Annotated in this window: 23 protein-coding genes; 11 read left to right on the plus strand and 12 right to left on the minus strand. The window is 71.7% G+C overall.

All coding sequences use genetic code 11. The annotated features are described in order from the left end of the window. Nucleotides 1-152: 152 nt before the first annotated feature. From ACFWVE_RS05770 to ACFWVE_RS05780, 3 genes are read right to left on the minus strand one after another with little or no spacing between them, the layout of a single operon-like run. The gene (locus tag ACFWVE_RS05770; protein WP_381370354.1) at nt 153-902 is read right to left on the minus strand and encodes a succinate dehydrogenase/fumarate reductase iron-sulfur subunit; all 750 of its coding nucleotides are present in this window, start codon (nt 900-902) and stop codon (nt 153-155) included. Further along, nucleotides 899-2,848, minus strand: a complete 1,950-nt coding sequence (locus tag ACFWVE_RS05775) for a fumarate reductase/succinate dehydrogenase flavoprotein subunit (protein ID WP_384008582.1) — start codon at nt 2,846-2,848, stop codon at nt 899-901. Before ACFWVE_RS05775 ends, ACFWVE_RS05770 begins: the two co-directional genes overlap by 4 nt. A 1-nt stretch (nt 2,849) precedes the next feature. Then, complete coding sequence (locus tag ACFWVE_RS05780; protein WP_384008584.1) at nt 2,850-3,521, minus strand: succinate dehydrogenase; 672 nt, start codon at nt 3,519-3,521, stop codon at nt 2,850-2,852. 131 nt (nt 3,522-3,652) lie between these two features. On the opposite strand from ACFWVE_RS05780, the gene ACFWVE_RS05785 reads away from it, so the two are divergent. Beyond that, nucleotides 3,653-4,537 carry a LysR family transcriptional regulator gene (locus tag ACFWVE_RS05785; protein ID WP_384008585.1) on the plus strand — a complete coding sequence of 295 codons (885 nt, stop codon included), beginning with the start codon at nt 3,653-3,655 and terminating at the stop codon, nt 4,535-4,537. Between the two features lie 637 nt (nt 4,538-5,174). Here the strand turns inward: ACFWVE_RS05785 and ACFWVE_RS05790 are convergent. From ACFWVE_RS05790 to ACFWVE_RS05800, 3 genes are all read right to left on the minus strand, one after another. Next, a complete protein-coding gene (locus ACFWVE_RS05790; RefSeq protein ID WP_384008587.1) occupies nt 5,175-7,319 on the minus strand; it encodes a putative bifunctional diguanylate cyclase/phosphodiesterase in 2,145 nt (714 codons plus the stop codon). Then, complete coding sequence (locus ACFWVE_RS05795; RefSeq protein WP_384008589.1) at nt 7,316-8,128, minus strand: SAM-dependent methyltransferase; 813 nt, start codon at nt 8,126-8,128, stop codon at nt 7,316-7,318. Before ACFWVE_RS05795 ends, ACFWVE_RS05790 begins: the two co-directional genes overlap by 4 nt. Nucleotides 8,129-8,506: 378 nt before the next feature. After that, nucleotides 8,507-9,433: an SCO0930 family lipoprotein gene (locus ACFWVE_RS05800; RefSeq protein ID WP_384008591.1), complete on the minus strand. Its 927-nt coding sequence runs from the start codon at nt 9,431-9,433 to the stop codon at nt 8,507-8,509. 770 nt (nt 9,434-10,203) lie between these two features. On the opposite strand from ACFWVE_RS05800, the gene ACFWVE_RS05805 reads away from it, so the two are divergent. From ACFWVE_RS05805 to ACFWVE_RS05815, 3 genes are all read left to right on the plus strand, one after another. Further along, a complete protein-coding gene (locus tag ACFWVE_RS05805; RefSeq protein ID WP_384008593.1) occupies nt 10,204-10,335 on the plus strand; it encodes a hypothetical protein in 132 nt (43 codons plus the stop codon). 54 nt (nt 10,336-10,389) lie between these two features. Then, entirely contained in the window at nt 10,390-11,154 is a 765-nt protein-coding gene (locus ACFWVE_RS05810) for a hypothetical protein (protein ID WP_384008594.1), read from the plus strand. 222 nt (nt 11,155-11,376) lie between these two features. Then, nucleotides 11,377-11,931, plus strand: a complete 555-nt coding sequence (locus ACFWVE_RS05815) for a hypothetical protein (RefSeq protein WP_384008596.1) — start codon at nt 11,377-11,379, stop codon at nt 11,929-11,931. Between the two features lie 92 nt (nt 11,932-12,023). Here ACFWVE_RS05815 and ACFWVE_RS05820 read toward each other — a convergent pair whose 3' ends face one another. Further along, nucleotides 12,024-12,521 (minus strand): hypothetical protein, encoded by a 498-nt coding sequence (locus ACFWVE_RS05820; protein WP_384008597.1) that lies wholly within the window; start codon nt 12,519-12,521, stop codon nt 12,024-12,026. 333 nt (nt 12,522-12,854) lie between these two features. Between ACFWVE_RS05820 and ACFWVE_RS05825 the strand changes: the two genes are divergently transcribed. Then, nucleotides 12,855-13,523, plus strand: coding sequence for a class F sortase (locus ACFWVE_RS05825; protein WP_384008599.1), 669 nt, complete (start codon nt 12,855-12,857; stop codon nt 13,521-13,523). A 55-nt stretch (nt 13,524-13,578) separates the two neighbouring features. Here ACFWVE_RS05825 and ACFWVE_RS05830 read toward each other — a convergent pair whose 3' ends face one another. Then, nucleotides 13,579-14,418: a polysaccharide deacetylase family protein gene (locus ACFWVE_RS05830; RefSeq protein WP_384008601.1), complete on the minus strand. Its 840-nt coding sequence runs from the start codon at nt 14,416-14,418 to the stop codon at nt 13,579-13,581. 117 nt (nt 14,419-14,535) lie between these two features. Here ACFWVE_RS05830 and ACFWVE_RS05835 point away from each other — a divergent pair, with 117 nt between their 5' ends. Beyond that, nucleotides 14,536-14,997 (plus strand): universal stress protein, encoded by a 462-nt coding sequence (locus ACFWVE_RS05835; RefSeq protein ID WP_384008603.1) that lies wholly within the window; start codon nt 14,536-14,538, stop codon nt 14,995-14,997. Between the two features lie 40 nt (nt 14,998-15,037). Here ACFWVE_RS05835 and ACFWVE_RS05840 read toward each other — a convergent pair whose 3' ends face one another. After that, complete coding sequence (locus ACFWVE_RS05840; RefSeq protein WP_384008604.1) at nt 15,038-15,853, minus strand: alpha/beta fold hydrolase; 816 nt, start codon at nt 15,851-15,853, stop codon at nt 15,038-15,040. 57 nt (nt 15,854-15,910) lie between these two features. On the opposite strand from ACFWVE_RS05840, the gene ACFWVE_RS05845 reads away from it, so the two are divergent. After that, nucleotides 15,911-16,396, plus strand: coding sequence for a MarR family winged helix-turn-helix transcriptional regulator (locus ACFWVE_RS05845; RefSeq protein ID WP_384008606.1), 486 nt, complete (start codon nt 15,911-15,913; stop codon nt 16,394-16,396). Between the two features lie 10 nt (nt 16,397-16,406). On the opposite strand, the gene ACFWVE_RS05850 is transcribed toward ACFWVE_RS05845, so the two are convergent. After that, a complete protein-coding gene (locus ACFWVE_RS05850) occupies nt 16,407-17,561 on the minus strand; it encodes a CapA family protein (RefSeq protein ID WP_384008607.1) in 1,155 nt (384 codons plus the stop codon). 234 nt (nt 17,562-17,795) lie between these two features. On the opposite strand from ACFWVE_RS05850, the gene ACFWVE_RS05855 reads away from it, so the two are divergent. The 3 genes from ACFWVE_RS05855 (at nt 17,796) to ACFWVE_RS05865 (ending at nt 19,800) form a co-directional block, all read left to right on the plus strand. Further along, nucleotides 17,796-18,341 (plus strand): sigma-70 family RNA polymerase sigma factor, encoded by a 546-nt coding sequence (locus tag ACFWVE_RS05855; protein WP_384008609.1) that lies wholly within the window; start codon nt 17,796-17,798, stop codon nt 18,339-18,341. A 135-nt stretch (nt 18,342-18,476) separates the two neighbouring features. Next, complete coding sequence (locus tag ACFWVE_RS05860) at nt 18,477-18,992, plus strand: hypothetical protein (RefSeq protein WP_384008611.1); 516 nt, start codon at nt 18,477-18,479, stop codon at nt 18,990-18,992. 151 nt (nt 18,993-19,143) lie between these two features. Continuing rightward, a complete protein-coding gene (locus tag ACFWVE_RS05865) occupies nt 19,144-19,800 on the plus strand; it encodes a zf-HC2 domain-containing protein (RefSeq protein ID WP_384008613.1) in 657 nt (218 codons plus the stop codon). A gap of 144 nt (nt 19,801-19,944) precedes the next feature. On the opposite strand, the gene ACFWVE_RS05870 is transcribed toward ACFWVE_RS05865, so the two are convergent. Next, a complete protein-coding gene (locus tag ACFWVE_RS05870; protein ID WP_384008614.1) occupies nt 19,945-22,104 on the minus strand; it encodes a SpoIIE family protein phosphatase in 2,160 nt (719 codons plus the stop codon). 91 nt (nt 22,105-22,195) lie between these two features. Between ACFWVE_RS05870 and ACFWVE_RS05875 the strand changes: the two genes are divergently transcribed. Then, complete coding sequence (locus ACFWVE_RS05875) at nt 22,196-23,632, plus strand: lipase maturation factor family protein (protein WP_384008616.1); 1,437 nt, start codon at nt 22,196-22,198, stop codon at nt 23,630-23,632. Here the strand turns inward: ACFWVE_RS05875 and ACFWVE_RS05880 are convergent. Then, the gene (locus tag ACFWVE_RS05880) at nt 23,620-24,459 is read right to left on the minus strand and encodes an amidohydrolase family protein (protein WP_384008713.1); all 840 of its coding nucleotides are present in this window, start codon (nt 24,457-24,459) and stop codon (nt 23,620-23,622) included. The genes ACFWVE_RS05875 and ACFWVE_RS05880 overlap by 13 nt on opposite strands. Nucleotides 24,460-24,464 lie beyond the last annotated feature (5 nt).

The following is a 24,464-nucleotide window of genomic DNA, read 5'->3' on the forward strand; positions in this document are numbered from 1 at the left end:
CCGGGAGTACGGATGTGGGAATGCTGAATGCCAGGCGTTGCCCGGCCGGCATCGGACGTCGCCCGGACAGCAGACGGGACCGGGGATGAGCACCACTCCCGGTCCCGCCCGTTCGCCCCCTGGCGAACGTTTCCCTGCTGCCTGCCCGGTGGTTACCGGCCGGCTCCCTTGGCCGTGGCGCGCAGCCACTCCTTGTTCATCCCGGTGATGGAGGTCAGCGGGATGCCCTTCGGGCAGGCGGTGGCGCATTCCCCGGCGAGGGTGCAGCCGCCGAAGCCCTCGTCGTCCATCTGCGCCACCATGTCGAGCACCCGGGTCTCGCGCTCGGGCGCGCCCTGCGGCAGCACGTTGAGGTGGTTGATCTTCGCCGAGGTGAACAGCATCGCCGCGCCGTTGGGGCAGGCCGCGACGCAGGCGCCGCAGCCGATGCACTCGGCGTGCTCGAAGGCGAGGTCCGCGTCCGGCTTGGGGACTGGCGTGGCGTGCGCCTCCGGCGCGGAGCCGGTGGGGACGCTGACGTAGCCGCCGGCCTGGATGATCCGGTCGAAGGCCGTCCGGTCGACGACGAGGTCCTTCACCACCGGGAAGGCCGCCGCCCGCCACGGTTCGACGTCGATGGTGTCGCCGTCCTTGAAGGACCGCATGTGCAGCTGGCAGGTGGTGGTGCGCTCGGGGCCGTGGGCGTCGCCGTTGATGACCAGCGAGCAGGCACCGCAGATGCCCTCGCGGCAGTCGTGGTCGAAGGCGACCGGGTCCTCGCCCTCGAGGGTGAGTTCCTCGTTGAGGGTGTCGAGCATCTCCAGGAAGGACATGTCGGGCGAGATGCCGTCCACTTCGTACGTGGACATGGCACCGTCGGCGTCGGCGTTCTTCTGCCGCCATACGCGCAGGGTGAGCTTCATGCGTAGCTCCGCTGGGTGGGGTGGACGTACTCGAAGACGAGGTCTTCCTTGTGCAGGACGGGGGCGTCGCCGGTGTGGGTGAACTCCCAGGCGGCGGCGTAGGTGAACTCCTCGTCCCGGCGGGCGGCTTCGCCGTCGGGACTCTGGGACTCCTCGCGGAAGTGGCCGCCGCAGGATTCGGCGCGGTGCAGCGCGTCGAGGCACATCAGCTCGGCGAGCTCGAGGTAGTCGACGATGCGGTTGGCCCGCTCCAGCGACTGGTTGAACTCCTCGCCGGTGCCGGGAACCTTGATCCGCCGCCAGAACTCCTCGCGGAGCTGCGGAATGCGCTCCAGCGCCTTGCGCAGGCCGGAGTCTGTGCGGGCCATGCCGCAGAACTCCCACATGAGTTCGCCGAGTTCGCGGTGGAAGGAGTCGGGGGTGCGGTCGCCGTCGACGGAGAGCAGCAGGTTCAGCCGGTCCTCGGTCTCGGCCAGCACCTCCTGCACCGCCGGGTGGCCGGCGTCGACCTCGTCCTTGTGCGGGTTGCGCGCCAGGTAGTCGTTGATGGTGGCCGGGAGGACGAAGTAACCGTCGGCCAGGCCCTGCATCAGCGCGGAGGCACCCAGCCGGTTGGCCCCGTGGTCGGAGAAGTTGGCCTCACCGATGGCGAACAGGCCGGGGACGGTGGTCTGCAGGTCGTAGTCGACCCACAGGCCGCCCATCGTGTAGTGCACGGCGGGGTAGATCCGCATCGGCACCCGGTAGGGGTCCTCGTCGGTGATCCGCTGGTACATGTCGAAGAGGTTGCCGTACTTGGACTCGACGGCCTTGCGGCCCAGGCGCTCGATGGCGTCGGCGAAGTCCAGGTAGACGCCCTGGCCGCCGGGACCGACGCCCCTGCCCTCGTCGCAGACGTTCTTCGCGGCCCGGGAGGCGATGTCGCGGGGCACCAGGTTGCCGAAGGACGGGTAGATGCGCTCCAGGTAGTAGTCGCGCTCGTCCTCGGGGATCTTGTTCGGCGGGCGGTCGTCGCCCTTGGCCCTGGGCACCCAGATGCGGCCGTCGTTGCGCAGCGACTCGCTCATCAGCGTCAGCTTGGACTGGTGGTCGCCGGTGCGCGGGATGCAGGTGGGGTGGATCTGGGTGAAGCAGGGGTTGGCGAAGTACGCGCCGCGCCGGTGTGCCCGCCAGACGGCGGTCGCGTTGGAGTTCATGGCGTTCGTCGACAGGTAGAAGACGTTGCCGTAGCCGCCGGTGGCGAGGACGACGGCGTCCGCGAAGTAGGTGTCGATCTTCCCGGTGATCAGGTCCCGGGCGACGATCCCGCGGGCCCGGCCGTCGACGACGATCAGGTCGAGCATCTCGGTGCGCGGGTGCATCTCGACGTTGCCGGCGGCGATCTGCCTCGAGAGCGCCTGGTAGGCGCCGAGGAGGAGCTGCTGGCCCGTCTGGCCACGGGCGTAGAAGGTGCGGGAGACCTGGACGCCGCCGAAGGAGCGGGTGTCGAGCAGGCCGCCGTACTCGCGGGCGAACGGCACGCCCTGGGCGACGCACTGGTCGATGATCTCGACGGAGATCTGCGCGAGGCGGCGCACGTTGGACTCGCGCGAGCGGAAGTCGCCGCCCTTGACGGTGTCGTAGAAGAGGCGGTGCACGGAGTCGCCGTCGTTGCGGTAGTTCTTCGCCGCGTTGATGCCGCCCTGGGCGGCGATGGAGTGGGCCCGGCGCGGAGAGTCCTGGTAGCAGAACTGCACGACGCGGTAGCCCTGTTCGGCCAGCGTCGCACCGGCGGAGCCGCCGGCCAGGCCGGTACCGACGACGATGACGGTCTGCCCCCGCCGGTTGGCGGGGTTGACCAGCTTGGCCTCGAAGCGGCGCTTGTCCCAGCGCTCCTCGATCGGCCCGGACGGGGCCTTGGTGTCGACGACCGGCTCACCGGTCGCGTACGCGGCATAGGTAGTCATATCAGCTCACCACTCCGGTCATGACGCCCACGGGGACGGCGAGGAAGCCGATCGTGAGCAGCAGCGCGAGGACGTTCGCCAGGGCCTTCAGGGCGCGGTCGCGGGTGCGGCTGCCGACGCCGAGGGTCTGGGCGGCGCTCCAGAAGCCGTGGCGGATGTGCAGGCCGACGGCGAGTACCGCGACGATGTAGACGACGTTGCCGTACCAGGTGGAGAAGGTGTCCACGACGTTCTGGTAGGGCTTGCCCGCCTCGAAGCCGCCGGAGTGCACGTGGCCGGTGGTCAGGTCGAGGATGTGCCAGACGATGAACAGGGCGAGGATGATCCCGCCCCAGCGCATGGTGCGCGTGGCGTAACCGGCCCGCGCCTTCTTGTGGACGTACTTGCTGGGACGCGCCCTGATGTCGCGGCGGCTGAGCTGGTACGCGGAGACGGCGTGCGCGACGACCGCGACGACGAGCACGGCGCGGACCACCCACAGGGCCCACTCGTGGTGCAGGAGGGGCTCGCCCATGGTGCGCAGCCAGTGCGCGTACTCGTTGAACTCGGGCGCCCCGAAGTAGATCTTCAGGTTGCCGAGCATGTGGGCGACCAGGTAGAGCAGCATGATCAGGCCGCTGACGGCCATCACCGTCTTCTTGCCGACGGTCGAGTCCCACACGGTGCGTGCCATGGACGGCCGTCGGTCCGTCCGCGTTGCCAGAGCCATGTCACAGCACGCTAGGGCCAAAGGCCCCGATCGGTCCAAGACATGGAATACCTCGTTTCCATAGCCTCTTCCTATGGTACGTCTATGCTGGGCCCATGCAGTTCCAGCAGCTCCAGTACTTCGTGGCGGTCGCCGAGACCCGGCACTTCACCCGGGCCGCGGAGACGGTCCATGTCGCACAGCCGTCCCTCTCCCAGCAGATCAAGGCGCTGGAGCGGGAACTGGGGGCGGATCTGTTCCTGCGGGCCCGCGGAAACATCACGCTGACCGACGCGGGCGAGGCACTGCTGCCGCTGGCCCGGCGCATCCTCGCCGACGCGGACACGGCCCGGCACGAGGTGCAGGAGCTGGCACAGCTGCGCAGCGGCCGGGTCAGGCTGGGGGCGACCCCGAGCCTGTGCACCGGTCTGCTGCCGGACGTGCTGCGCGCCTTCCACGACCGCTATCCGGGCGTCCGGCTGCTGATCGAGGAGGGCGGCTCCCACGACCTGGTGCGCGAGCTGGCCCGCGGCGCCCTGGACCTGGCCCTGGTCGTGCTGCCCCTGCCGACCCCCTCTCCCGCGCTCACCACGGTGGAGCTGCTGCGCGAGGACCTGGTGGTGGTCTCCTCCCCGGACGCCCCCAAGCCCGGCCGGGGCCGGCGCGCCGTGCGCGTCGCCGACCTGGAGGGCGAGCGCCTGGTGATGTTCCGGCACGGCTACGACCTGCGGGAGCTGACGGTGGCCGCGTGCCGCGCGGAGGGCTTCGAGCCGGACTTCGCGGTGGAGGGCGGGGAAATGGACGCCGTGCTGGGCTTCGTCCGGGCGGGCCTGGGCTTCGCCGTCGTGCCCCGCATGGTCGCCGCGCGGTCCGGTCAGGGGCTACGGGTCACTCCTTTGGCCCGCCCCGGCCTCGACCGCACCATCGCCCTGGCCCACCGCAGCGACGTGGCTCCGCCGCGGGCGGCCCGGGAGCTCCAGCGGATGCTGCTGGAGCGGTGAGCGCGCCGGCCGCACCGCACCGGCCGCACCCGGCCGTACCGACCGGCCCCGCACCGGCGCCACGGCCGGTGGCAGGCCGGTCGGGTGGCCCTGCACCCGCTGCGCGGGCAGCGCCCTCGCCGTGCCCCGTGCACCGCGTCCGCCCAGGACCACGACCGGCCTCGAACCGTGGGCTCCCGGCCCGGGAGCCACGCCGAGGTTCCTGCGGGCGCACGTCCGGGCCCGTGCCGGGCCGGCCGAGCACTGCTGACGGCCGACAGCGGCCCGCACGGTCGGCGGCGTTCCCTGTCGGCGGCCGGTACGGGCCGGGCCCGAGAACGGGACGTCCTGTGCAGCCCGCGGACCGGACGGACGGCGGAGCACACACCGGACGCGGGAGTGCCTGCGGCGCCCGGAGGTGCGGGAGCCTGAGTCCGGGCGCGCCCACGGACCGGGCCGACGGGTGCGCGCCGACGCCCCGCAGGGCCGGCCGCGGCGACTGCCTGCACGGGCGCCCGGAGGCGCGAGGGCTGCCCGCGGACCGGGTCGGCGGGCGGGCACGGGGACCGGGCCGTCGAGGCGGTCACCGTCGGCGCATCGTGGCGACCGCTGCCCGGCATCGCCGCGCCGCCTCCGTCAGGCCGTCGGCACGACGGAGTCACCCCGTCGCGTCCACCAGTGCCAGTTCGTGCAGCCGCTCCGGTGGACCCGGGCGGGCGTAGTACCAGCCCTGGGCGGTGTCGCAGCCGAGTATGCGGAGCTGTTCGGCCTGGGCCCCCGTCTCGACGCCCTCCACCGTCACGGCGAGGTCGAGGCTGTGGGCCAGGGAGACGATCCCCTCGACGATCTTGAGGTCGACCGGGTCCGCCGGAAACTGCTGCATGCTCTGGGTGAAGGAGCGGTCCAGCTTGAGGACACTCACCGGGAGGCGGCGCAGGTTGGCCAGGTTGGAGTAGCCGGTGCCGAAGTCGTCCAGGGCGATGTCGATGCCCATCTCCGCGAGCCGGCGCAGCGGCTTCAGCAGGTCGTCGTCCGCGCCGATCAGCGCCGACTCGGTCACCTCCAGGCACAGCGCGTCCGGCTCGACGCCGGTGCGCTCCAGGATGTCGACGGTGTCCTGGACCAGGCCGGGGTGGGTGAGCTGGCACGGCGAGAGGTTCACGTTGATGCGCAACGGACCGAGCGCGTCCGCGCCGCCGTGCCGCTCCTGCCATGCGCGGGCCTGCCGCACGGACTGCTCGAGCACCCAGCGGCCCAGCGGGACGATCAGCCCGGTGTGCTCGGCGAGCGGGATGAACCGGTCCGGCGACAGCACCCCGTGCTGCGGGTGCAGCCAGCGCACCAGCGCCTCGGCGCCCCGGACACTGCCGTCGCCGAGGTGGACCAGCGGCTGGTACTCGATGAAGAACTCGCCCCGTTCCAGCGCCGCGGGCAGCGCCGTGGTGAGGCCGTGCCGGGTGATGGCGCGGGCGTCGGACTCCGGGTCGGCGAGCTCGAAGCGGTTGCCGCCCGCCGACTTGGCCCGGTACATGGTGATGTCGGCGCTGCGCAGCACCTCCGCCGGACCGCGTTCCCCGGCCGGCCCCTCGACCACGCCGATGCTGCCGCGCACGGTCAGGTCCCTGCCGTCGACGCCGATGGGGGCGAGCAGCGCGTTCATGATGCGGGCGGCGAGTTCGTCGACCGTGTGCTGGGTGTCGGGGCCCGTGGTCAGCGCCACGAACTCGTCGCCGCCGAGCCGGGCGACCATCTCCCCGGGCGCGGTGGCACAGGACTGGAGCCGGTCGGCGACCTCGACGAGCAGCCGGTCTCCGGCCGCGTGTCCGAGACTGTCGTTGACGGTCTTGAAGCCGTCCAGGTCGAGGTAGCACAGGCCGAAGCGCTGTCCCTCGCCCGCGTTCAGCGCCTTCTCGAGCCGCTCGAAGAAGAACGTGCGGTTGGGCAGACCGGTCAGCGCGTCGTGGGTGGCCTCGTAGCGCAGCCGGAGGTTGAGCAGCCGCCGCTCGGTGGTGTCCTCCATGAGCGCGAGCTGGTACTGCGGTTCACCGTCGGCGTCGCGCAGCAGGGACACCGTGAGGTTGGTCCACAGCACCGTGCCGTCGGGCCGGTAGAACGCCTTCTCGAGGTGGTAGTGCTCACGCTCGCCGCGTACCAGCTCGTCGTAGAGGGTCCAGGTCTGCGGGGCGTCGTCGGGATGCGTCCACTCCGGGACACTGCGGCTGCGCAGGCTCTGCTCCGACAGGCCGAACATGCGCCGCAGGGCGGCGTTGACCTGGAGGATGTTGCCCTTGAGGTCGGCGATGCCGATGCCTATGGCCGCGCCCTCGAAGACCGCGCGGAACCTGGCCTCGGTGTCGTGCAGGGCCTGTGCCACCACGCCCTGCGCCCGCAGCGCGGCCTGGGCGATGGCCTCCTGCTCGGCCAGCGTCCGCTCGCGCAGCGCCTGCGCGTATCCGGCGGCCATGGCGTGCTGCAGCCTGGCGCTTCGCGCCCGCAGGTCCTCGCGGTCGCCGTCGCCGCCGCAGTACAGGACGAGGTAGGCGTCCACGCAGTCCAGGGTCCGGCTGAGCGCCTCCGGGTCGGTGCAGTGCGCCTGGACCAGGGCGGCGCCGACCGCCTTGCCGGTGTCCGGGTCGAAGGCCCTCGCCCATAGCGCCTCGCTCAACCGCCGTGCCAGCGGGAGCAGTTGCATCTCCAACTCCGGCCGGGTCGACGAGGTCGAGGTCACCGGGAAGACCGCCCGGCTCCAGATCGTCGCGAACCGGCGCAGTCTGTCCTCCGGCCCGTCCGGCTCCGCGCTCACGCGGTACGCCCCACGCCCGCGTAAGCGGAGAAGGCGTAGGGATCCTCGTCCTCCGGTGCGGTGTCCGGCCGCCACTTCGGCATCGGCACCAGTCCGGGTTCCACCATGTCGTACCCCTCGAAGAACCGCGCGATCTCGTCGCGCGAGCGCATGATCAACGGGTTGCGGATGTCCTTGTACACGTCCACCGCGCCACCGGCCCGCTCCGGCGGCAGCGGAATTCCCTCGTACGAGGCATGGGTGAGCATCAGCATACTGCCGGGCGCGAGTGCGTCGCGCAGCTGAGCCACCGCCGCGTACGGGTCCTCCGCGTCGTCCACGAAGTGGAGCACGGCGACGAGCAGCAGCGCCACCGGGCGATTCAGGTCGATCAGGCGCCCGACCTCGTAACTGTCCAGGATCTCCTGGGGCTTTCGGAGGTCGGCGGCGACAACGGCCGCGTCCTCGTCGCCCTCGAGGGCGGCCTGGCTGTGCGCGACGGCCACCGGGTCGTGGTCGACGTAGACCACCCGCGCGCCGGGAACGGCCGCCTGCGCCACCTCGTGCACATTGCCGAAGGTCGGGATGCCGGATCCGATGTCCAGGAACTGGGCGATGCCCTCATCGGCCGCGAACCGCACCGCCCGGCGCAGGAACCCCCTGTTCGCCTGCATGACCTTCGGCAGTCCCGGCATGAACTCCATGGCCCGGCGGGCCGCTTCCCGGTCGACCTCGAAGTTGTGCGAACCGCCCAGGTAGTAGTCGTACATCCGGGAAACGCTGGGCACCGTGATGTCGATGCTCCGCGGGGCCCAGGCGGGACGCTCCATCTATCTCTCCACAGCGTTGGCGATCCGGTGTCCGAGCAGAGGCTACTGATCGCTCGCCAATGGAGCGACCCCAAACGGAAATTGACCATCCGTTCCCGGTCACTGCCTGCGGCATGTGCCGAATTGGCAACCGTGAGCACGCTACGAAAGGTATGCGCGGCATTCCGGAGAGTTCCGGCACACAAAGAAACCGGGCGCACGGAATGGCACGACGCACGGAGAAACGGGCGAGCGGCGCAGGAAAGGTGAAGAGCGTCGGAAAATCCGCGAGTTCCGGTGAATCACGGCAAAACGGTCCGCCTCTCCGCGGGACACGGAGAGGCGGACCGGGCCGAGGCCGGCGGTGCCGGAAGGAAACGACACCCTGGGGAGGTTGCGCTACTTCTCCGGCGCGCCGACCGGCTCTCCGTTCGGCCGCACCGCGTACCAGGTCCCGCCGACGCCCTGGCCGTTGGTGTCACCGGCGGCCTTGTCACCCGCGAAGGTGTAGATCGGCCAGCAGTTGATCGTCTGCTGCTCGGCCTTGTTGTCGGGGCGGGTGAAGGTCATGTAGTTCTTCTTCTGGATGCCCTTGGTGTCGTTGATGTCGACCGGCGCCACCACCGGCCACTTCTCCAGGCAGGCACCGGTGCAGGCGGAGACCGGCTCCGGCCAGGCCTCGTCCTTCATGAAGCGGTAGACGGTCCTGCCGTCCTTGTCGACGACGATCTCGCCGAGTTCGGAATCCTCGCGGGTGGACAGGCCGGGCTGCTCGCCGGCCTCCTGCGCCTTCTTGCCCTCGGGGGTCAGCGCGAACCACTTGCCGCCCACGCCCTGGCCGTTGACGTCACCGGCGTTGACGTCCTTGACGTAGTGGTAGGCGGGCCAGCCGTCGACGGTGAGCTGCTTGGTGCCGTCGGCCCGGGTGACCTCACCGAGGAGGGACTCGTCGATGCCCTCACCGGCCGCGGCGTCGTCGGCGAGCACCGGCGGCCAGGTCTCGGCGCAGTCGCCGTCGCAGTTCGACTTGGGAGGCTCGGCGGTGTCCTGGTCGAAGCGGTAGAGGGTGAGTCCGAGCTCGTCCGTCACCAGCTTGCCGAGTGTGGCGTTACTGGCGACGGCCAGCTTGCCCGCTCCGCCGGCGGGGCTCGTGGAGGCCTCCGCACCGGCCCCGGTGTCGATGCCTCCGAGGTCTCCGGGCGCGGCCGAGGCGCCCACGTTCTGACTGCTGGCCGGCGGCGGGGTGTCCTGACCGCACGCCGTCGTCAGCGTCAGCACCGCCGCGGCGCTCACCACCAGTGAGGCGGTCCGCCAGGAGGTCTTCATCTCAACTCCAGATTATCGCAAGGGTGTTGCAGCGCCCTGCTGCGCCGCCGCTCGACGTGGAGTACGCATGAGCGCACCTGCCGTGTTCAACGCGGGCCGATATTTCTTCCGGAGCTCGCGGTTCCTCCCCTTATCACCCGGTCCGCCCCTACCGCATCACACATCCGCGCGCGCTCCCCCCATCGAGTGATCAGCGCAGGACCAAACGGAAGTTGCCGGATTTACCTCCATTGGGGTAATCGCCCGGCACTCGCGCGTGTCCCGGCGGGACACGGCTCATGATCTTCATCGTGCAAGGACTCGTACCGACCCGATCCGCCCTCGCTGCCAGGGTGTTGGCGACGGCGACGCTGACCTGGGCGCTCACCGGCGCGCCGGGCACGGCGGTGGCCGACGCGTGCGCCTACGCCTCGACGGGCCCGGAGGGAACGGAGGCGGTGGCGGTCGTCGGAAACGTGACCTGGCCACTCCCTCCGGCCTGTTCACCCTCCGCGCCCCCACCCACGCCGACACCTGCGCCGACCCCGCCCCCTCCGCCACCTGCGCCCGAACCCACTCCGCCGCCACCGCCACCACCCGTTCCCCCGCCACCGGCCCCGCCACCGAAGCCCACTCCCACCACCACGAAGCCCGAACCCCCGCCCCCGCGCCAGGCCCGCCCGGCGCCACCCCCCGCCCGTCCGGCCCCGCCTCCTCCTCCGCCACCGCCACCGCCGAGCCCCTCCCCCACGCCATCGGCGACACCCACCCCGCGCCCGTCCCTGACGCCCGTGCACTACCCCCGGTATCGCGCGGCGCTCACGGTCAAGCGGCCGTCCGGCGGCGCCATGTCACCGCTCACCTTCGTCCTGCTCATCATCACGCCCGCGGTCGTCGCCATCGCCGCGCTGCGGCCCCGCTGAGCCCCGGTCCCGTCCGTCCCCGCCGAACCCGACAACCCGCCGTGGAGGCACCTCTTGCCGGAATGGCTTGTTCTCACCCTCGCGATGCCGGCCGTCTGCGTCGTGGTGGTCGCCATCACCCTCGTACGTCACCGCGCGGCTCCCGACGACGAGGACCCCAGCGAGACCCCGGACGTCATCGAGTACATGACGATGTGGATCGGCGTGGTGTACGCCATCGTCCTGGGTCTTGCCATCGCCGGGGTCTGGGAGGGGCGCAGCGCCGCCCAGGACCACGTACGGGCGGAGGCGGTGGCGCTGCACGAGATCTCGGAGCGGGTACGGATCTACCCTGCCGACGTCCGCGACCGCATTCGGGACGATGTCAACGCCTATGTCGGACACGTCGTGACCACCGAGTGGCGCGCCATGGCCGACGACGGACAGGTCACCGGGCGCGGGACCGAGCTGCTCGACCGGATCCGCCGGGACGTCACCGACTACGAACCGCGGACGGACTTCGAGGCCCAGGCCTATCAGCCGCTCGTCGACCAGGTGTCCGCCGCCGACCAGGCACGCGCGGCCCGTGCGGAGTCGACCGGGGAGACCATGCCGGGCGTGGTGTGGTTCGGACTGATCGGCGGGGCCGTCATCACCATCGGGATGATCTTCGCGCTGCAGATCCGGCGCACCCGGCGGGAGCTGATCCTCGCCGGACTGTTCTCGGCGCTGATCGCCTTCCTGCTCTTCCTGATCTGGGATTTCGACGCGCCGTTCAGCCGTGGCCTCGCCGCGTCGGCCGATCCGTTCCGCCTCCTGTTCCCCGACGTCGGGAGCTGACCGGCCCGCACCACGGTTCCGGCCCCGGGGGCGTGCGCCACGCCGTGCGCGTCCCCCTCCCGCAGCATCGGTTGTCCCTCGTGCGGCCCACAGGAGTGACCCGTTCGCGCGACTGCGATCGCGCCGCCCGGTGCGACTTTCTACCGTTTCGGACATCGAGGCGCATTCCTGGCGCGAGCGGAACGGATCCGCCGCTGCTCCTCGGGACCCGGAGGACTCACCATGCACGCGATACGCGTCGCTTCCGCCGCACTCCTGGGCGTCGTGGCCCTGGCCCTCGCCGCCGCGCCGGGTGCCGTCGCCGTGGGCGGTGAGGTCACACCGTCCGGCTTCGGTGTCCGGCCCGCCCTCGTCGAGCCCGGCGACCGGGTCACTCTGCGGGTGGACCGGGCCGACGGCGGGTGCGAGGGGTACGTGACGGTCTCCTCGCCGGTCCTCGACACGGTGGCCATCCCGAAGAAGCGCTCGAGGGTGACGGCGGAGGTGTACCGGGACGCCAGGCCCGGCACGGTACACCAGGTGGCGTTCACCTGTGAGGGTGTCACCGGCACCACGAGTCTGACCGTCGCCGGTGGCCGCCCCGTACCGCTCCCGTCCCCGCTGCCCGCGGAAGCCGGGGGCGCGACCGGACATCCGAGGGGTGTGCACGCCGGGGAGGGCGGTAGTCCGGCCGGCCTCGACGTCGGCGGGATCGGGCTCGGTGCCGCACTCGTCACGGGCTCGGTGGGCGCCGCGTACCGCTTCACCCGCCGCGACGGTGCACGGGAAGGCACCTGACGGCCCCACACGGCTGCGCCCCGGGTCCGGTCGGGGATCCGGGGCGCGGCTTCCAGTCACACGTGCGAAACGGCCGCTGAAAAGGGCTGGGCTCAGAACTGCTTCTCGGCGCGGCGGCGCATCCAGAAGACACCGCCGGCGGCGGCCGCGGCGGCCACCAGTCCGCCACCGATGGCCATGTCGGTCGGGGTCGCACCGTCGGTGCTGCTGCCGCCGAGGCCACCGCGGACCCCGCCGATGACGGTGAAGGCGGCAGGCCGGGTCAGGCTCCGGCCGGAGCAGTGCACCGTGATGTCGTACGAGCCGGGGCGGGCGTCGTCGTCGATGGTGGCGGTGCCCTTCGCGGTGTCACCGGCGCCGTGGACCGGAGTCAGGTTGGTCCTCGAGAAGGCGTTGGACGTGGCGTGGCCGCCGTTGGGACAGCCGTCGACGGTGATGGTCAGCTGGCCGCCACGGGCGATGACGCTGGGCAGGGCGACGATGTTGGACGGGCTGGGGACCCGGCCGCCGTCCGCGACGGCGACCGGGGCGGCGAGCCCGAGGACGGCGACCGCGGCGCCGACGGACGCCAGGGCACGTGACTTTCGCATGTGATCCTCCGCGGAAGGCGCCCCGGGGCCGGTCCCCGGTCGATCGGCGAGAAAGCGCCTCCCAGCAAGACCCTCAGTTGCCCTGCCCCGGCGCGCATGTCGACGATGCTCCGTCCCGGTGAGGCCGCGGCCCTCCCACATCCGTGGTTTCGGATATCACCGCAGGTCACGGACCGTCAGAAGATCTTCGTTCGGCGGCACCCCGGATGGCTTACCGATCACCGCGCGGCCACCCGTTCGCCTTTTCCCCGTCGCCGGTTCTCCGCGCCGCCTCTAGCGTTTCTGCCATGCGCGAGTGATACGGCGACGGCCGTGTCGAGAGGGGAAAAGCGAATGTCTGCTTTCGAACCGGCCGAATTCGAAGAGGAGGCGCGGCGGAAGAAGCGTGCTCCGTGGGGCGTGATAGCGCTGGTTCTGCTCACCGGCCTCGCGCTCATCCGGAATGGTTCGGGGGAGTTCGACGAGGGGCCGCCGCAGCCCGCCGGTGCCGCCGCCGCGGACAGCCAGGTGCCCGGTGCCTCCACGGCCGCGGCGGTGCGACCGCTGCCGTACTCGGTTCCGGGCCAGGTCCGGATTCCTGCGATCCAGGTGGACGCGCCGGTGATGGCGGTGGGTCTGGACGCGGAGGGGTGGGTGGACGCGCCGCCGCCCGAGGACCCCAATCTGGCGGGCTGGTTCACCGGTGGGGTCGCTCCCGGGGAGAAGGGCACGGCGGTCGTGGTCGGCCACGTCGACAACCATCTGGGCCCGGCCGTCTTCTACGGGCTCGGGGCTCTGCGGAAGGGCCACCGCGTCGAGATCGAGCGCAAGGACGGGAAGACCGCGGTGTTCGAGATCTACGGCATCGAGGTCTTCGCGAAGAACGACTTTCCCGGTGACCGGGTCTACAACTCGAAGGGCGCGTCGGAATTGCGGGTCATCACCTGCGGCGGCGGTTTCACCCAGCAGGACGGTTACGACGGGAACGTCGTCGTCTTCGCCCGCCTCGCCGAGGTCCGCTGAGCGGCCGGCCCCTCCGGCCGGGGGGACGGGACCGGCCGGGCGGGGCGGTACGCGCTCAGGCGTACTGCCGGCGGGGCACCGTGATCCGGTAGCCGGAGTCCAGCAGTTCGGGCAGGTAGGCGCGCAGGGCCCGCACGCTCTGGGAGCGGTCGCCCCCGGCGTCGTGCGAGAGCACCACGACGCCGGGGGCGGCGCCGTTCTCCACCCGCTCGACGATGGTGCGGGTGCCGGGGCTGGTCCAGTCGAGGGTGTCGACGGTCCAGGCGAGGGGTTCCATGCCCAGTTCGGCGCCGAGTTGGAAGGTGGCGCGGTTCCAGGCTCCGTAGGGCGCGCGGAACCACTGGGGGCGCTCGCCGTACCCCTCCTCGATGATGTCGCAGGTGCGTTCCATCTCGGAGCGGATCCTGCCGCGGGTCAGCCGGGTGAGCAGGGGGTGGGACCAGGTGTGGTTGCCGACGACGTGTCCCTCGTCGGCCATGCGGGCGAGCAGGTCCTTGTTGTAGGAGACCATTTCCCCGCACACGAAGAACATCGCGCGGACGTCGTACGCGGCGAGTGTGTCGAGGATGTCCGGGGTGTAGCGGGGGTCGGGTCCGTCGTCGAAGGTCAGCACCATGGTGCTGCCCCGTCTGGACACGCGCAGCAGCGGTGCGCTCCGCACCCGGGTTCTGCCGAGCAGGGCCTGGGGCGGGCCGTAGCCGGTGAGGGGTCTGAGGCGGTACGCGGAGGGCTTGAGCGGGCGGCCTGCGGCCTGGGCTCCGGCGGCGGGCGTGGCGGGGCGTGCCGCCTCGGTGCCGGAACCCGTCGCGAGGAGTCCGGCCGCGCCGGCCGCCCCCACGACGGCGGCGCCGGTGAGCAGCGCCCGGCGCCGCGTGAGCAACTGATCCTTCTGCATGACTCATCAGTCGCCCGCCCGGTGGCGGGTGGACCTCCGCGACACCGGTACGGCGGGGTCTTTCCACCCGCTCGGCCCAGTACGGCCGCCGTACGGACGTCCGATAGCCTCGGCGCCGTGACGGAGAAGCACTCGACGCAGTTCGAACGGGGCACGGACGGCCCGAAGGTGATCGTGGTCGGAGTGGACGGCTCCGACACCTCCCTCCGGGCGGCGGCCTACGCCTCCGGTATGGCCCGGCGTCAGCACGCTTTGCTCGCCGTCGTGTACGTGCAGCCGGTACTGGCGGCGGGCGCGGCGCTCGGGGCGCCGGTGGCGGAGGCGACCGACGAGATCGCCGAGGACCTGGTGAGGCAGGTCAGGGAGGCGTCCGAGCAGGTGCGGGGGGTGTTCGACTTCCGCTGGGAGTTCCACACGTTCCGCGGCGACCCGTACAACGGCATGGTGAAGGCCGCGGACGACCTCAAGGCGGACGCGGTGGTGGTGGGCGCCTCGGAGCAGGCGGGCCACCGGTTCGTGGGGTCGGTGGCGGTCCGGCTGGTGAAGGCGGGGCGCTGGCCGGTGACGGTGATGCCGTAGATACCGCCGCGTCAGAAGGTGCGTGGGAAGGCGGGCGGCATCAGAGAGTGCGCAGAAAACCGAGGAGGGTCTCGTTGAAGACCTCGGGCCGCTCCATGCACGCGTAGTGTCCCGCCCCCTCGATGGTGGCGGAGCGGCCGTCGCGTACACCGCGGACGAGACGCTCGGCCGCCGCGGTCAGGTCGGCGGGTTCGAGTGAGCCGTTGACCGCGAGCACCGGCACGTCGATCGCCGGTACCCGGTCCCAGGTGTTGGTGACGGGGACGCGCCGGTCCTTCTCGTCCGGGGTGTGCTTGGAGATCGTGTGCAGCGCCATCTCCCGCAGCCGGCGCGGGATGTCCGGCCCGAGGGCGTCGGTACCGCGGTGCTCGCCCGCCGCGACCCGCACGAAGGCGTCCAGCCAGCCCTCGATGTCACCGGTGCCCAGCGTGCGGGCGAACTCGGCCTGGATTTGGCGGATCCACGGATCGGTGTACTCGAACTCACTGGTGGCCGCCCCGCAGAGAACGACCGCGCGTACCAGATCCGGATGTTCGAGGACGGTGTCGGTCGCGATGGCGCCGCCCATCGACACGCCCACCAGGGCCGCGGGCCCCGCGTCGAGGTGGCGCAGCAGGGCGGCGAGGTCGTCCGCCCAGCGGAAGGGTTCCGTGGCGTTGGCGGAGGAGCCGTGGCCGCGTACGTCGGGCGCGATCACCCGGTGGCGGGTGGCGAGGGCCGGGATCTGGTCCGCGAAGAGCCGGTGGTCGACGAAGCCGGAGTGGAGGAGGACGACCAGGTCTCCCGCACCGCTGTCGTGGTAGGCGAGGTCGCCGTCGGAGGAAGTGAAGTACTGGAGTTCCGAAACCGTATTCATGACAACCAAGGTGTCACCTTCGGCAAACTTTGGCAACCGAGGTGTCATGATGAGGGGGTGAACGACACCGACGAGCCCCTTCCGCCCGACGAACTCGGCCCGCGCCTGATGGAGGTGTTCGACCTGGTCGGCCCGCTGTACCGCCGGGTGCAGCGTGAGGTCGAGCAGGGCGAGGCCGTCGAGGGTCTGTCCGTCGGGGTACGCGCCGTGCTGGACCTGCTGCACAAGCACGGCCCGATGACCGTGCCCCAGATGGGCCGCGCGCAGGCGATCAGCCGTCAGTTCGTGCAGCGCATGGTCAACGACGCCGCCGCGCGGGGCCTGGTGGAGAGCACCCCCAACCCCGCCCACCAGCGGTCGTCGCTGATCCGGCTCACCGACGAGGGCCGGGCGGCGATCGCCGCCGTCGTCGCCCGTGAGCACGCCGTGCTGCGGGAGGTCGGCGGGGACCTCACGGACGCCGACCTGCGCACCTGTGTACGCGTCCTCGCACAGATGCTGACCCTGTTCGACACCGTGGACGTGAACCGGTCGCCGCCTTGACCGGTACGGACTACTCCCCCATGACCAGCCCGTCCTTCGCCGCGCCCCGGCTGAGCACCACGTTCCGGATGCGGTCGCGGACGGAACGGACCTCGGCACCCCCGGCGAGGGCCCGGTTGAGGTTGACCACGCGGCCGGCGTCCACGTCGTAGAGCTGCGGGACGAACTCGGCCTTGGTCACCTCCCAGCGCCCGTCGGGGCGCTGGGGCGGGGCGAAGGTGAAGCGGCCCAGCGTGGACTGGTTGCCGCGGGGGTCCGGGGCGCCCTGGTGGTTGGTCGTCGCGCCGGCGATCTGGTCGCCCATCCCGTAGATCACCCAGGTGCCGTTGATCTTCTCGTAGGCCTGCGGGACGTGGGCGTGGGTGCCGAGGACCAGGTCGATGTCGGGGCGGTGGCCGGTGCGGGCGGCGGTGAGGGAGCGGGCGAGGGCGAGCTGCTGCCCGTCGGGGGCCTCCTGCCACTCGGTGCCCCAGTGCAGGGAGACGACGACCACGTCGGCACCCGCCTTCCGGGCCGCCCGTGCGTCGGCGAGGATCCGGGGCTCGTCGATCAGGCCGACGGCCCAGGGCGCGTCGGGCGGGAGCGGAAGGCCGTTGGTGCCGTGGGTGTAGGCGAGATGGGCGACCTTGGCCGGGCCCGCGCGCAGGACGGTCGCCGTGCGGGCCTCACGCTCGGAGCGGGCGGCGCCGGCGTGCCGTACGCCGGCCCGGTCGAGGGCGTCCAGGGTGCGGCGGATGCCGTCGGTACCGTCGTCCAGGGCGTGGTGGGAGGCGGTGGAGCAGCCGTCGTAGCCGGTGGCGGCGAGGCCCTGGGCCACCTCGGGCGGGGACTTGAGGGCGGGGTGGCCGGTGCGGTCGCCGTCGGCGCCGTACACGGTCTCCATGTGACACAGCGCCAGATCGGCGTCGGCGACGACGGACCGGATGCCGGAGAACGCCGGCCGGAAGTCGTGTCCTGTGCCGCCGGCGTCGAAGCGGGCGCGGTCGATGACCGAGCTGTGCGGCAGTACGCCCCCGGAGGCGACCAGGGTGAAGCCGCGGTCCCGCCCGGCCGGGGGAACCGGATGGCCGGATTCCGATGGCCGGTGCTCCCGGGCCTGCCAGGCGGCGCCCGCGGCGAGGACGACGGTGAGGGCCAGGGCCACCTGTCTACTGCGTGCGATCATCACTTCACCCCAATGTGCGGTGTTCTCTTGCCGTATTTACTGACAAATAGATAAGAAGCCCTTCCTCTGGCCTCGCTGTTCCGACACGCCCCTTGGTCCGTCTTTGGGCCGTCCGGCGTGCGTGAACGGTCGCCAGGACCGTTCGTCGAACCGTTCGTCGACGCGATCGACCGTCCGCCGCACGCCGTTGTGCGCTCTCTGTCCCCGGCGGGCGCCGTGCGTTGCCATACCGCCATGACGGCCGGAATGACACTCATGAACGGGACAACCGCCGAGCACGAACTCGCCGCCCTGCAACGCGAGCACGGCCGGCCCCTCTTCGCACTGCTGCTCCGGCTCTGCGACGGGGACCGGCAGCGCGCCGAGGATCTCGTCCAGGAGACGCTGGTACGCGCCTGGCAGCATCCCGAGGCGCTGCGCGCCGACGACTTCGAGTCCGTACGGCCCTGGCTGATGACCGTGGGCCGGCGGCTCGCCATCGACGCGCGGCGGGCCCGGCAGGCCCGGCCGCCCGAGGTCGGCGACGCGGTGCTGGAGAACGCGCGGGTGACCTCCGACCACGCCGAACGGGCCGCGGCTGCGCTCGATGTCCGCCAGGCTGTGAAGACTCTCACTCCGGAGCACCGTGAAGTCCTGGTGCTCGTGTACTTCCAGGGGGCGAGTGTGGCGGAGGCCGCGGCGGCACTGGGGATACCGCCCGGTACCGTGAAGTCCCGCGCGTACTACGCGCTGCGCGCCCTGCGCCGAGTGCTTCCGGGATACGCCGCCGACCTGCGGTGAAACCGGCGGCCGGGTCAAGTCTCCGTAAAGCGCCTTGCCGACGACCCCCGTTGGGTAATCGGCTGTCCTCATCCGTGCTGCGGACCGGGGCCCGGGTTCGGGCGACGCGCACGTACCGGAGGAAGGCTGGAAGGGATGCCGCACAGAGGTCAAGAGAGCACCGACGGCACGGGCGACGGCGAACCGACCGTCCCCATGGCCTGGTTGTACGCCGAGTACATCGCCGACGAACTGCTGCGCAGCGGCGATCTGATGCCGACGACGTCCTTCGAGTTCCGGGCCGGCCGGGAGGCGCTGGCACTGACCGTCTTCCTGTCCGACGCCGACGGCGAGCTCTCCGGCATCCGGGTGATCACCCAGTTGGAGACCTGGCTGTCGCTGACCGCGTACGACCAGCCGTGGCAGGAGTGGGTGGGAAGACGTCTGGCGGACCTGACCGCGGACGCCGCCGGCCGGGCCGCGGCGGATCCCGGCCTGGAACTCGCCCGGTCGGCCTGGCGGTGGCTGCGGGAGACGGAGTTGCTGGCACCCGATCTGAACGCGGTACCGGGTGGCGTCGCGGGGGGCGGGGAGGACGAGGGGCCGAAGGTGTGGACGCCCGCGTGGCAGCTCGGGCTGCCCCTCGGACACCTCGCCATCCACCTTTTTTAGCCTTCCGGTGAATCGGACCAATCCGCGGTCCGGAGGGCTCCGAATCCTTTGGTTACGATTCGGCATGCGGCTTGAGTGAATCGACTGCCTGGTGCGTACCGGTGGGAGCAAGGAGTAACCCCACCCACACCCAACGGCACGAGGATTCGGCATGAGGTCCCTGGAAAGGCATCGCGACGTCGGCGCGTACGCGCTCGGCGTGCTGGACGAGGCGGAGGCCTTCCGCTTCGAGGACCACCTCATGGAGTGCCCCAGCTGCGCTGCACAGGTGACCGAATTCGGGGCGACGACACGGCAGTTGATGCTGTACCGGCGCTCCACCCCGCCGCTGACGCACCCGATGTCCAAGCCGGGCCCGAGGATGCTGGACCGGCTGCTGTCCGAGGTGGCGGGCCGGAACCGGGCGGTGCGCCGTCGGCTGCTGTTCGCACTGGCCGCCTCGGTGGTGCTCGCGTCGACCGCGCCGGCGCTCGCCGTGCTGTCGACGGACGGCGGCGGGCAGGTGCCCGCGAGCATCGCGGCGACCGATGAGCGGTCCGGGGTGTGGGCGGAGATCACGACGGCGGACGAGGACTGGGGCAGCCGGCTGCAGCTGAAGGTCAAGGACGGCGCCGGGCCCCGTGTCTGCCGGCTGGTGGTGGTCGGGCAGGACGGCTCCGAGGAGACCGTGACCAGTTGGAACGTGCCCCGTCACGACGCCCGCCCCAACACCATGACGGGCGGCTCCACCCTGCACACCGGGCAGGTCGACCGCTACGAGCTGCGCTCCTCCGACGGCGAGCACCTGGTGACGCTGAAGCCCGGGTGACATCGGGAATCCCCACAACCCCCGCGGTCACCGGCCCCGGCACGGCGGTGGTCTCGTGGCCCAGCAGCCGCTCGGTGGGGAACGTCCGCAGCGCCTCGGCCCCGGGAAGTTCCGGCCCACGTCCGCAGTGGCGCCCCGGACCGGTCAGCGGGAGCCGCGTCCCGTACCGTCGGCATCGGCGTCGGCGACACGGGCACCGTCACCGGGGTCGTGGCCGTGGCCGGAGGTCTTGGTCACCGAGAACTCGCACCACACGCATTTGCCTCCGCCCCGTGCCTCCACGCCCCACTCGTCCGCGAGCAGCTCGACCAGGAGCAGGCCCCGCCCCGAGACGCCCGACTCCCCCGCCTCGCGGCGGCGTGGCAGGGCGCTGGAGGAGTCGGCGACCTCCACGCGCAGCCGCCGCTCGCCACCGGTGAGTACCCGGAGGGTGACGACGGCGGATCCCTCGGTGTGCATCAGGGCGTTGGTGATCAGCTCGTCGGCGACCAGTTCGATCTCGTCGGCGCGGTTCCCGGTGCCCCAGGCGCCGACCCCGGCGCGGACCATGCGCCGGGCCTCGGTGAGGGCCTCGGGGTCGCCGGGGGCCACGTGCTGCTGCAGCCGGCCTCCCGCGCGCGGGCTGTCCGGCGGGCGGCGGCGCAGCAGGAGCAGGGCCACGTCGTCGTCCACGCCGCGCTCCTCGGCCACGTCGATGAGCCGGTCGGCCAGCTCGCGTACGTCCTCGGGACCGGTGGTGACGAGCGCGGAGAGGGTCCCGATGCCGTCGTCGAGGTCGGCGCCGGGCTCCTCGACCAGACCGTCGGTGCACAACAGCAGCACGTTGCCGGGGTCGAGTTCCATCGTCCCGACCGGGTACTCCAGCCGGTCGAACTCGGCGGACAGGCCGAGCGGCAGCCCGCCCGGCACGTGGACGCGGTGGCATACGCCGTCGGCACGCCGGACGAGCGGGTCGATGTGGCCGGCCCGGACCATTTGGAGGACACCGGTGGACAGGTCGGCCTCGGCGTACAGACAGGTCGCGGAGCGGTCGGTGTCGAGTTCGTGCAGGAAGACGGAGGCGCGGGCCATCACGGTGGCCGGCGGATGCCCTTCGGCGGCGTAGGCCCGGAGCACGATACGCAGCTGGCCCATGACGGCGGCGGCGTGGGTGTCGTGGCCCTGGACGTCGCCGATCACGGCGCCGACCCGGCCCCCGGGCAGCGGGATCAGGTCGTACCAGTCGCCGCCGATGTCCCGGCCGAGGCCACCGCCGATGCTGGCCGCGCGGTAACGGACGGCGACGTCGGCGCCGGGCACGCTGGGGATGGTGCGGGGCAGCATGGCCTGCTGGAGTCCTTGCGCGAGGTCCATCTCCTGCTCGTAGAACATGGCCCGCTGCATGCTCTGGGCGATGCTGCTGCACAGGGCGACGAGGATGTTGCGCTCCTCGGGGGTGAAGCCGCGCCGGTCGCTGTAGAGCAGGCCCATGGCGCCGATGGGGCGGGTCTGGACGATGAGCGGCAGGTAGGCCGCCGAGGTGATGTGCAGGTCGGCGAGGTGCGGCCACAGCACCGGGTAGCGTTCGGCGAACTCCTCCGGCGACTCGATGAAGCGCGGGCTCAGGGTCCGTACGGCCTCGCTCATCGGGTACTGCTCGTCGATCCGGGTGATACGGGTGCCCGGGACGAAACTGCCGACGGGCCCCTCGGCGACCAGCCGGATCCGGCCGGCCTCGACCAGGCCCATGACGAGGCTGGTGGCGCCCAGAAGGGTGAGGCCGTGGGTGTCCTTGACGACGTCGATGACGTCCTGCACGGTGCGGGCGTGCGCGAGGGCGGCCGTGGTGAGCTGGACGATGTTGGTCTGCTGGCGCAGGGCGTCCTCCTGGGAGGCCTGTTCCCCTCTGGCCCCGCCGTCGCCGAGTTCCTCCGTGGCGTCCCGGACGATGCCGAGGATGTGTCGGGGCAGTCCGGTCGCGTCCCGGCCGATGTAGCCACGGACGTGGGTCCAGCGCAGGGTGCCGTCGCGGCGGCGGACGCGGAAGTAGACGCCGTAGTTCTCGCTTCCGTCCTTCAGTGCCTGCGAGACGGCGATGTCCAGGCGCACGGTCTCGGCGGGCGGGATCCGGGTCACCAGTACGTCGGGAGCCTCGGATTCGTCGGGGCGCAGGTCGAAGATGTCACGCGCCTGGGCGTCCATCAGCATCACCCGGGTGTCCAGGTCCCAGTCGAACCTGCCCATGCGGTTGAGCGCCAGGATCGGATCCGGGTGGTCCGGCCAGTCGTCCGGGAGTGACAGGGCGCTCGCTCCCCGATCAGCCATGGACCCACCTTGTCAGGATTCATCCGATTCTTCGACCGGTGTGCCCCGGAGCCCGCGGGGCGGACAATGGGCGGGAAGGGAGCGCACCGCTGTGGACTGGTTCACCGCATCCGACTACTGGCTGAGCCGGCTGGTCTTCCAGCGGGCGCTGGCCGGGCTGTACCTGGTCGCCTTCCTGACGGCGGTGCTGCAGTTCCGTGCGCTGATCGGCGAGCGCGGGATGCTGCCGGTGCCCCGGTTCGTGGAGCGGACCCCGTTCGCGCGGGCACCCGGTCTGTTCCAGCTGCGCTACTCGGACCGGTTCTTCGCGGGGTGCGCCTGGACGGGCTGCGCGGTGTCGGCGGCCCTGCTCGCGGGGGCGGACTCCTGGCTTCCGCTGTGGGCCGGGATGCTGCTGTGGCTGGTGCCGTGGGCGTTGTATCTGTCGATCGTCAACGTCGGGCAGACCTGGTACGCCTTCGGCTGGGAGTCGCTGCTGCTCGAGGTCGGCTTCCTCGCGGTGTTCCTCGGCAACGACGAGGTGGCGCCGCCGGTGGTCGTGCTGTTCCTGCTGCGATGGGTGCTGTTCCGGGTCGAGTTCGGCGCGGGGCTGATCAAGATGCGCGGCGACGCCTGCTGGCGCGACCTCACCTGCCTGGACCATCATCACGAGACCCAGCCGATGCCGGGGCCGCTGAGCTGGTTCTTCCACCATCTGCCGAAGTCGCTGCACCGGGTCGAGGCGGCAGCGAACCATGTCACCCAACTGATCGTGCCGTTCCTGCTGTTCGCTCCGCAGCCGGTCGCCACGGTCGCCGCCGCGCTGATGGTCCTCACGCAGTTGTGGCTGGTGCTGTCGGGCAACTTCTCCTGGCTGAACTGGATCACGATCGTGCTGGCCCTGTCGGCGGTCGCGTTCCCCGTGTCGGTGTTCCCCGCCGGTCCGCCGGACCCGGCCGGCGCCCCGCTGTGGTATGTGGTCGTCGTCCTCGCGGTGTCCGCGCTGCTGCTCGCCCTCGGCTACCACCCCGTGCGCAACTTGCTCTCCCGCCGCCAGGTGATGAACCGGTCCTTCGACCCGCTCCACCTGGTCAACAGCTACGGGGCGTTCGGCAGTGTCAGCCGGATCCGGTACGAGGTGGTGGTCGAGGGCACCGCGGACGACAGGCCCCGCAAGGACTCGGACTGGCGGGCGTACGAGTTCCGGGGCAAGCCGGGGGACCCCCGGCGCTGGCCGCGTCAGTTCGCGCCGTACCATCTGCGGCTCGACTGGATGATGTGGTTCGCCGCGTTGTCGCCGTCCTACGCCGGGCCGTGGTTCGGCGCGCTGGTGGAGCGGCTGTTGGAGGGGGACCGCGACACGCTGCGGCTGCTGCGCCGCTCCCCGTTCCCGTCGCACGCGCCGCCCCTGTACGTCCGCGCCCGGCTGTTCCGCTACCGCTACACGACCTGGCGCGAGCTGCGGGAGACGGGGGCGTGCTGGGAGCGGACGTACGTGCGCGAGTATCTGCCGCCGACCCGGCTGACGGGGGCGGTTCACAGGCCGTAGACGCGGGTGGCGGTGGCTCCGAAGACCTCCCCCCGTCCGGTGGCGTCGAGGTCCGCGGTCAGTGCGCGGGCGGCGGCCAGGACGTCGCCGTAGGACGCGGCGAGGGTGCACACCGGCCAGTCCGAGCCGAACATCAGCCGTCCGGGGCCGAAGGCGTCCAGGACGACGTCGGTGTACGGGCGCAGATCGTCGACGCTCCAGGTGACCGGGGCGGCCTCGGTGACCAGTCCGGAGAGTTTGCAGACCGTGTTCGGCAGCGCGGCCAGGGCGCGGACGTCCCGGGCCCAGGGTTCGAGCCGGCCCGAGGCGACGGGCGGCTTGCCGGCGTGGTCGAGGACGAAGGTGAGCCGGGGCAGCGACGCCGCCGCGCGGACGCAGGCGGGCAGCTGGTGGGGCTGGACGACCAGGTCGTAGACCAGTCCCGCGTCGGCGACGGCGGCGAGGGAGCGCTGGACGTCGGTCCGCAGCAGCCAGTGGGGATCGGGCTCACCCTGGACCTGGTGCCGGATGCCCTTCAGGTACGGTCCGCCGGGCCGTTCGCGCAGCCGGGCCAGTTCGTCGGCGAGGCCGGGGCGGGTGAGGTCGGTCCAGCCGACGACCCCGGCGATCAGGTCGTGCGCGGCGGCCAGGGCCAGCAGCTCCGGGGTCTCCTCGGGGACGGTGACGGTCTGGACCAGGACGGTACGGCGCACCCCGGCCGCGCGGGCCTCGGGAAGCAGGTCGTCCATGGTGAAGTCGCGTCGCAGGGACTGAAGCCGGGGGCCGGTGATCCAGTCCTGGTCGCGGACGGACAGATCCCAGACGTGGTGGTGCGCGTCGACGGTCACCGCGT

This window comes from Streptomyces sp. NPDC058632 (assembly GCF_042717095.1).
Classification (GTDB): domain Bacteria; phylum Actinomycetota; class Actinomycetes; order Streptomycetales; family Streptomycetaceae; genus Streptomyces.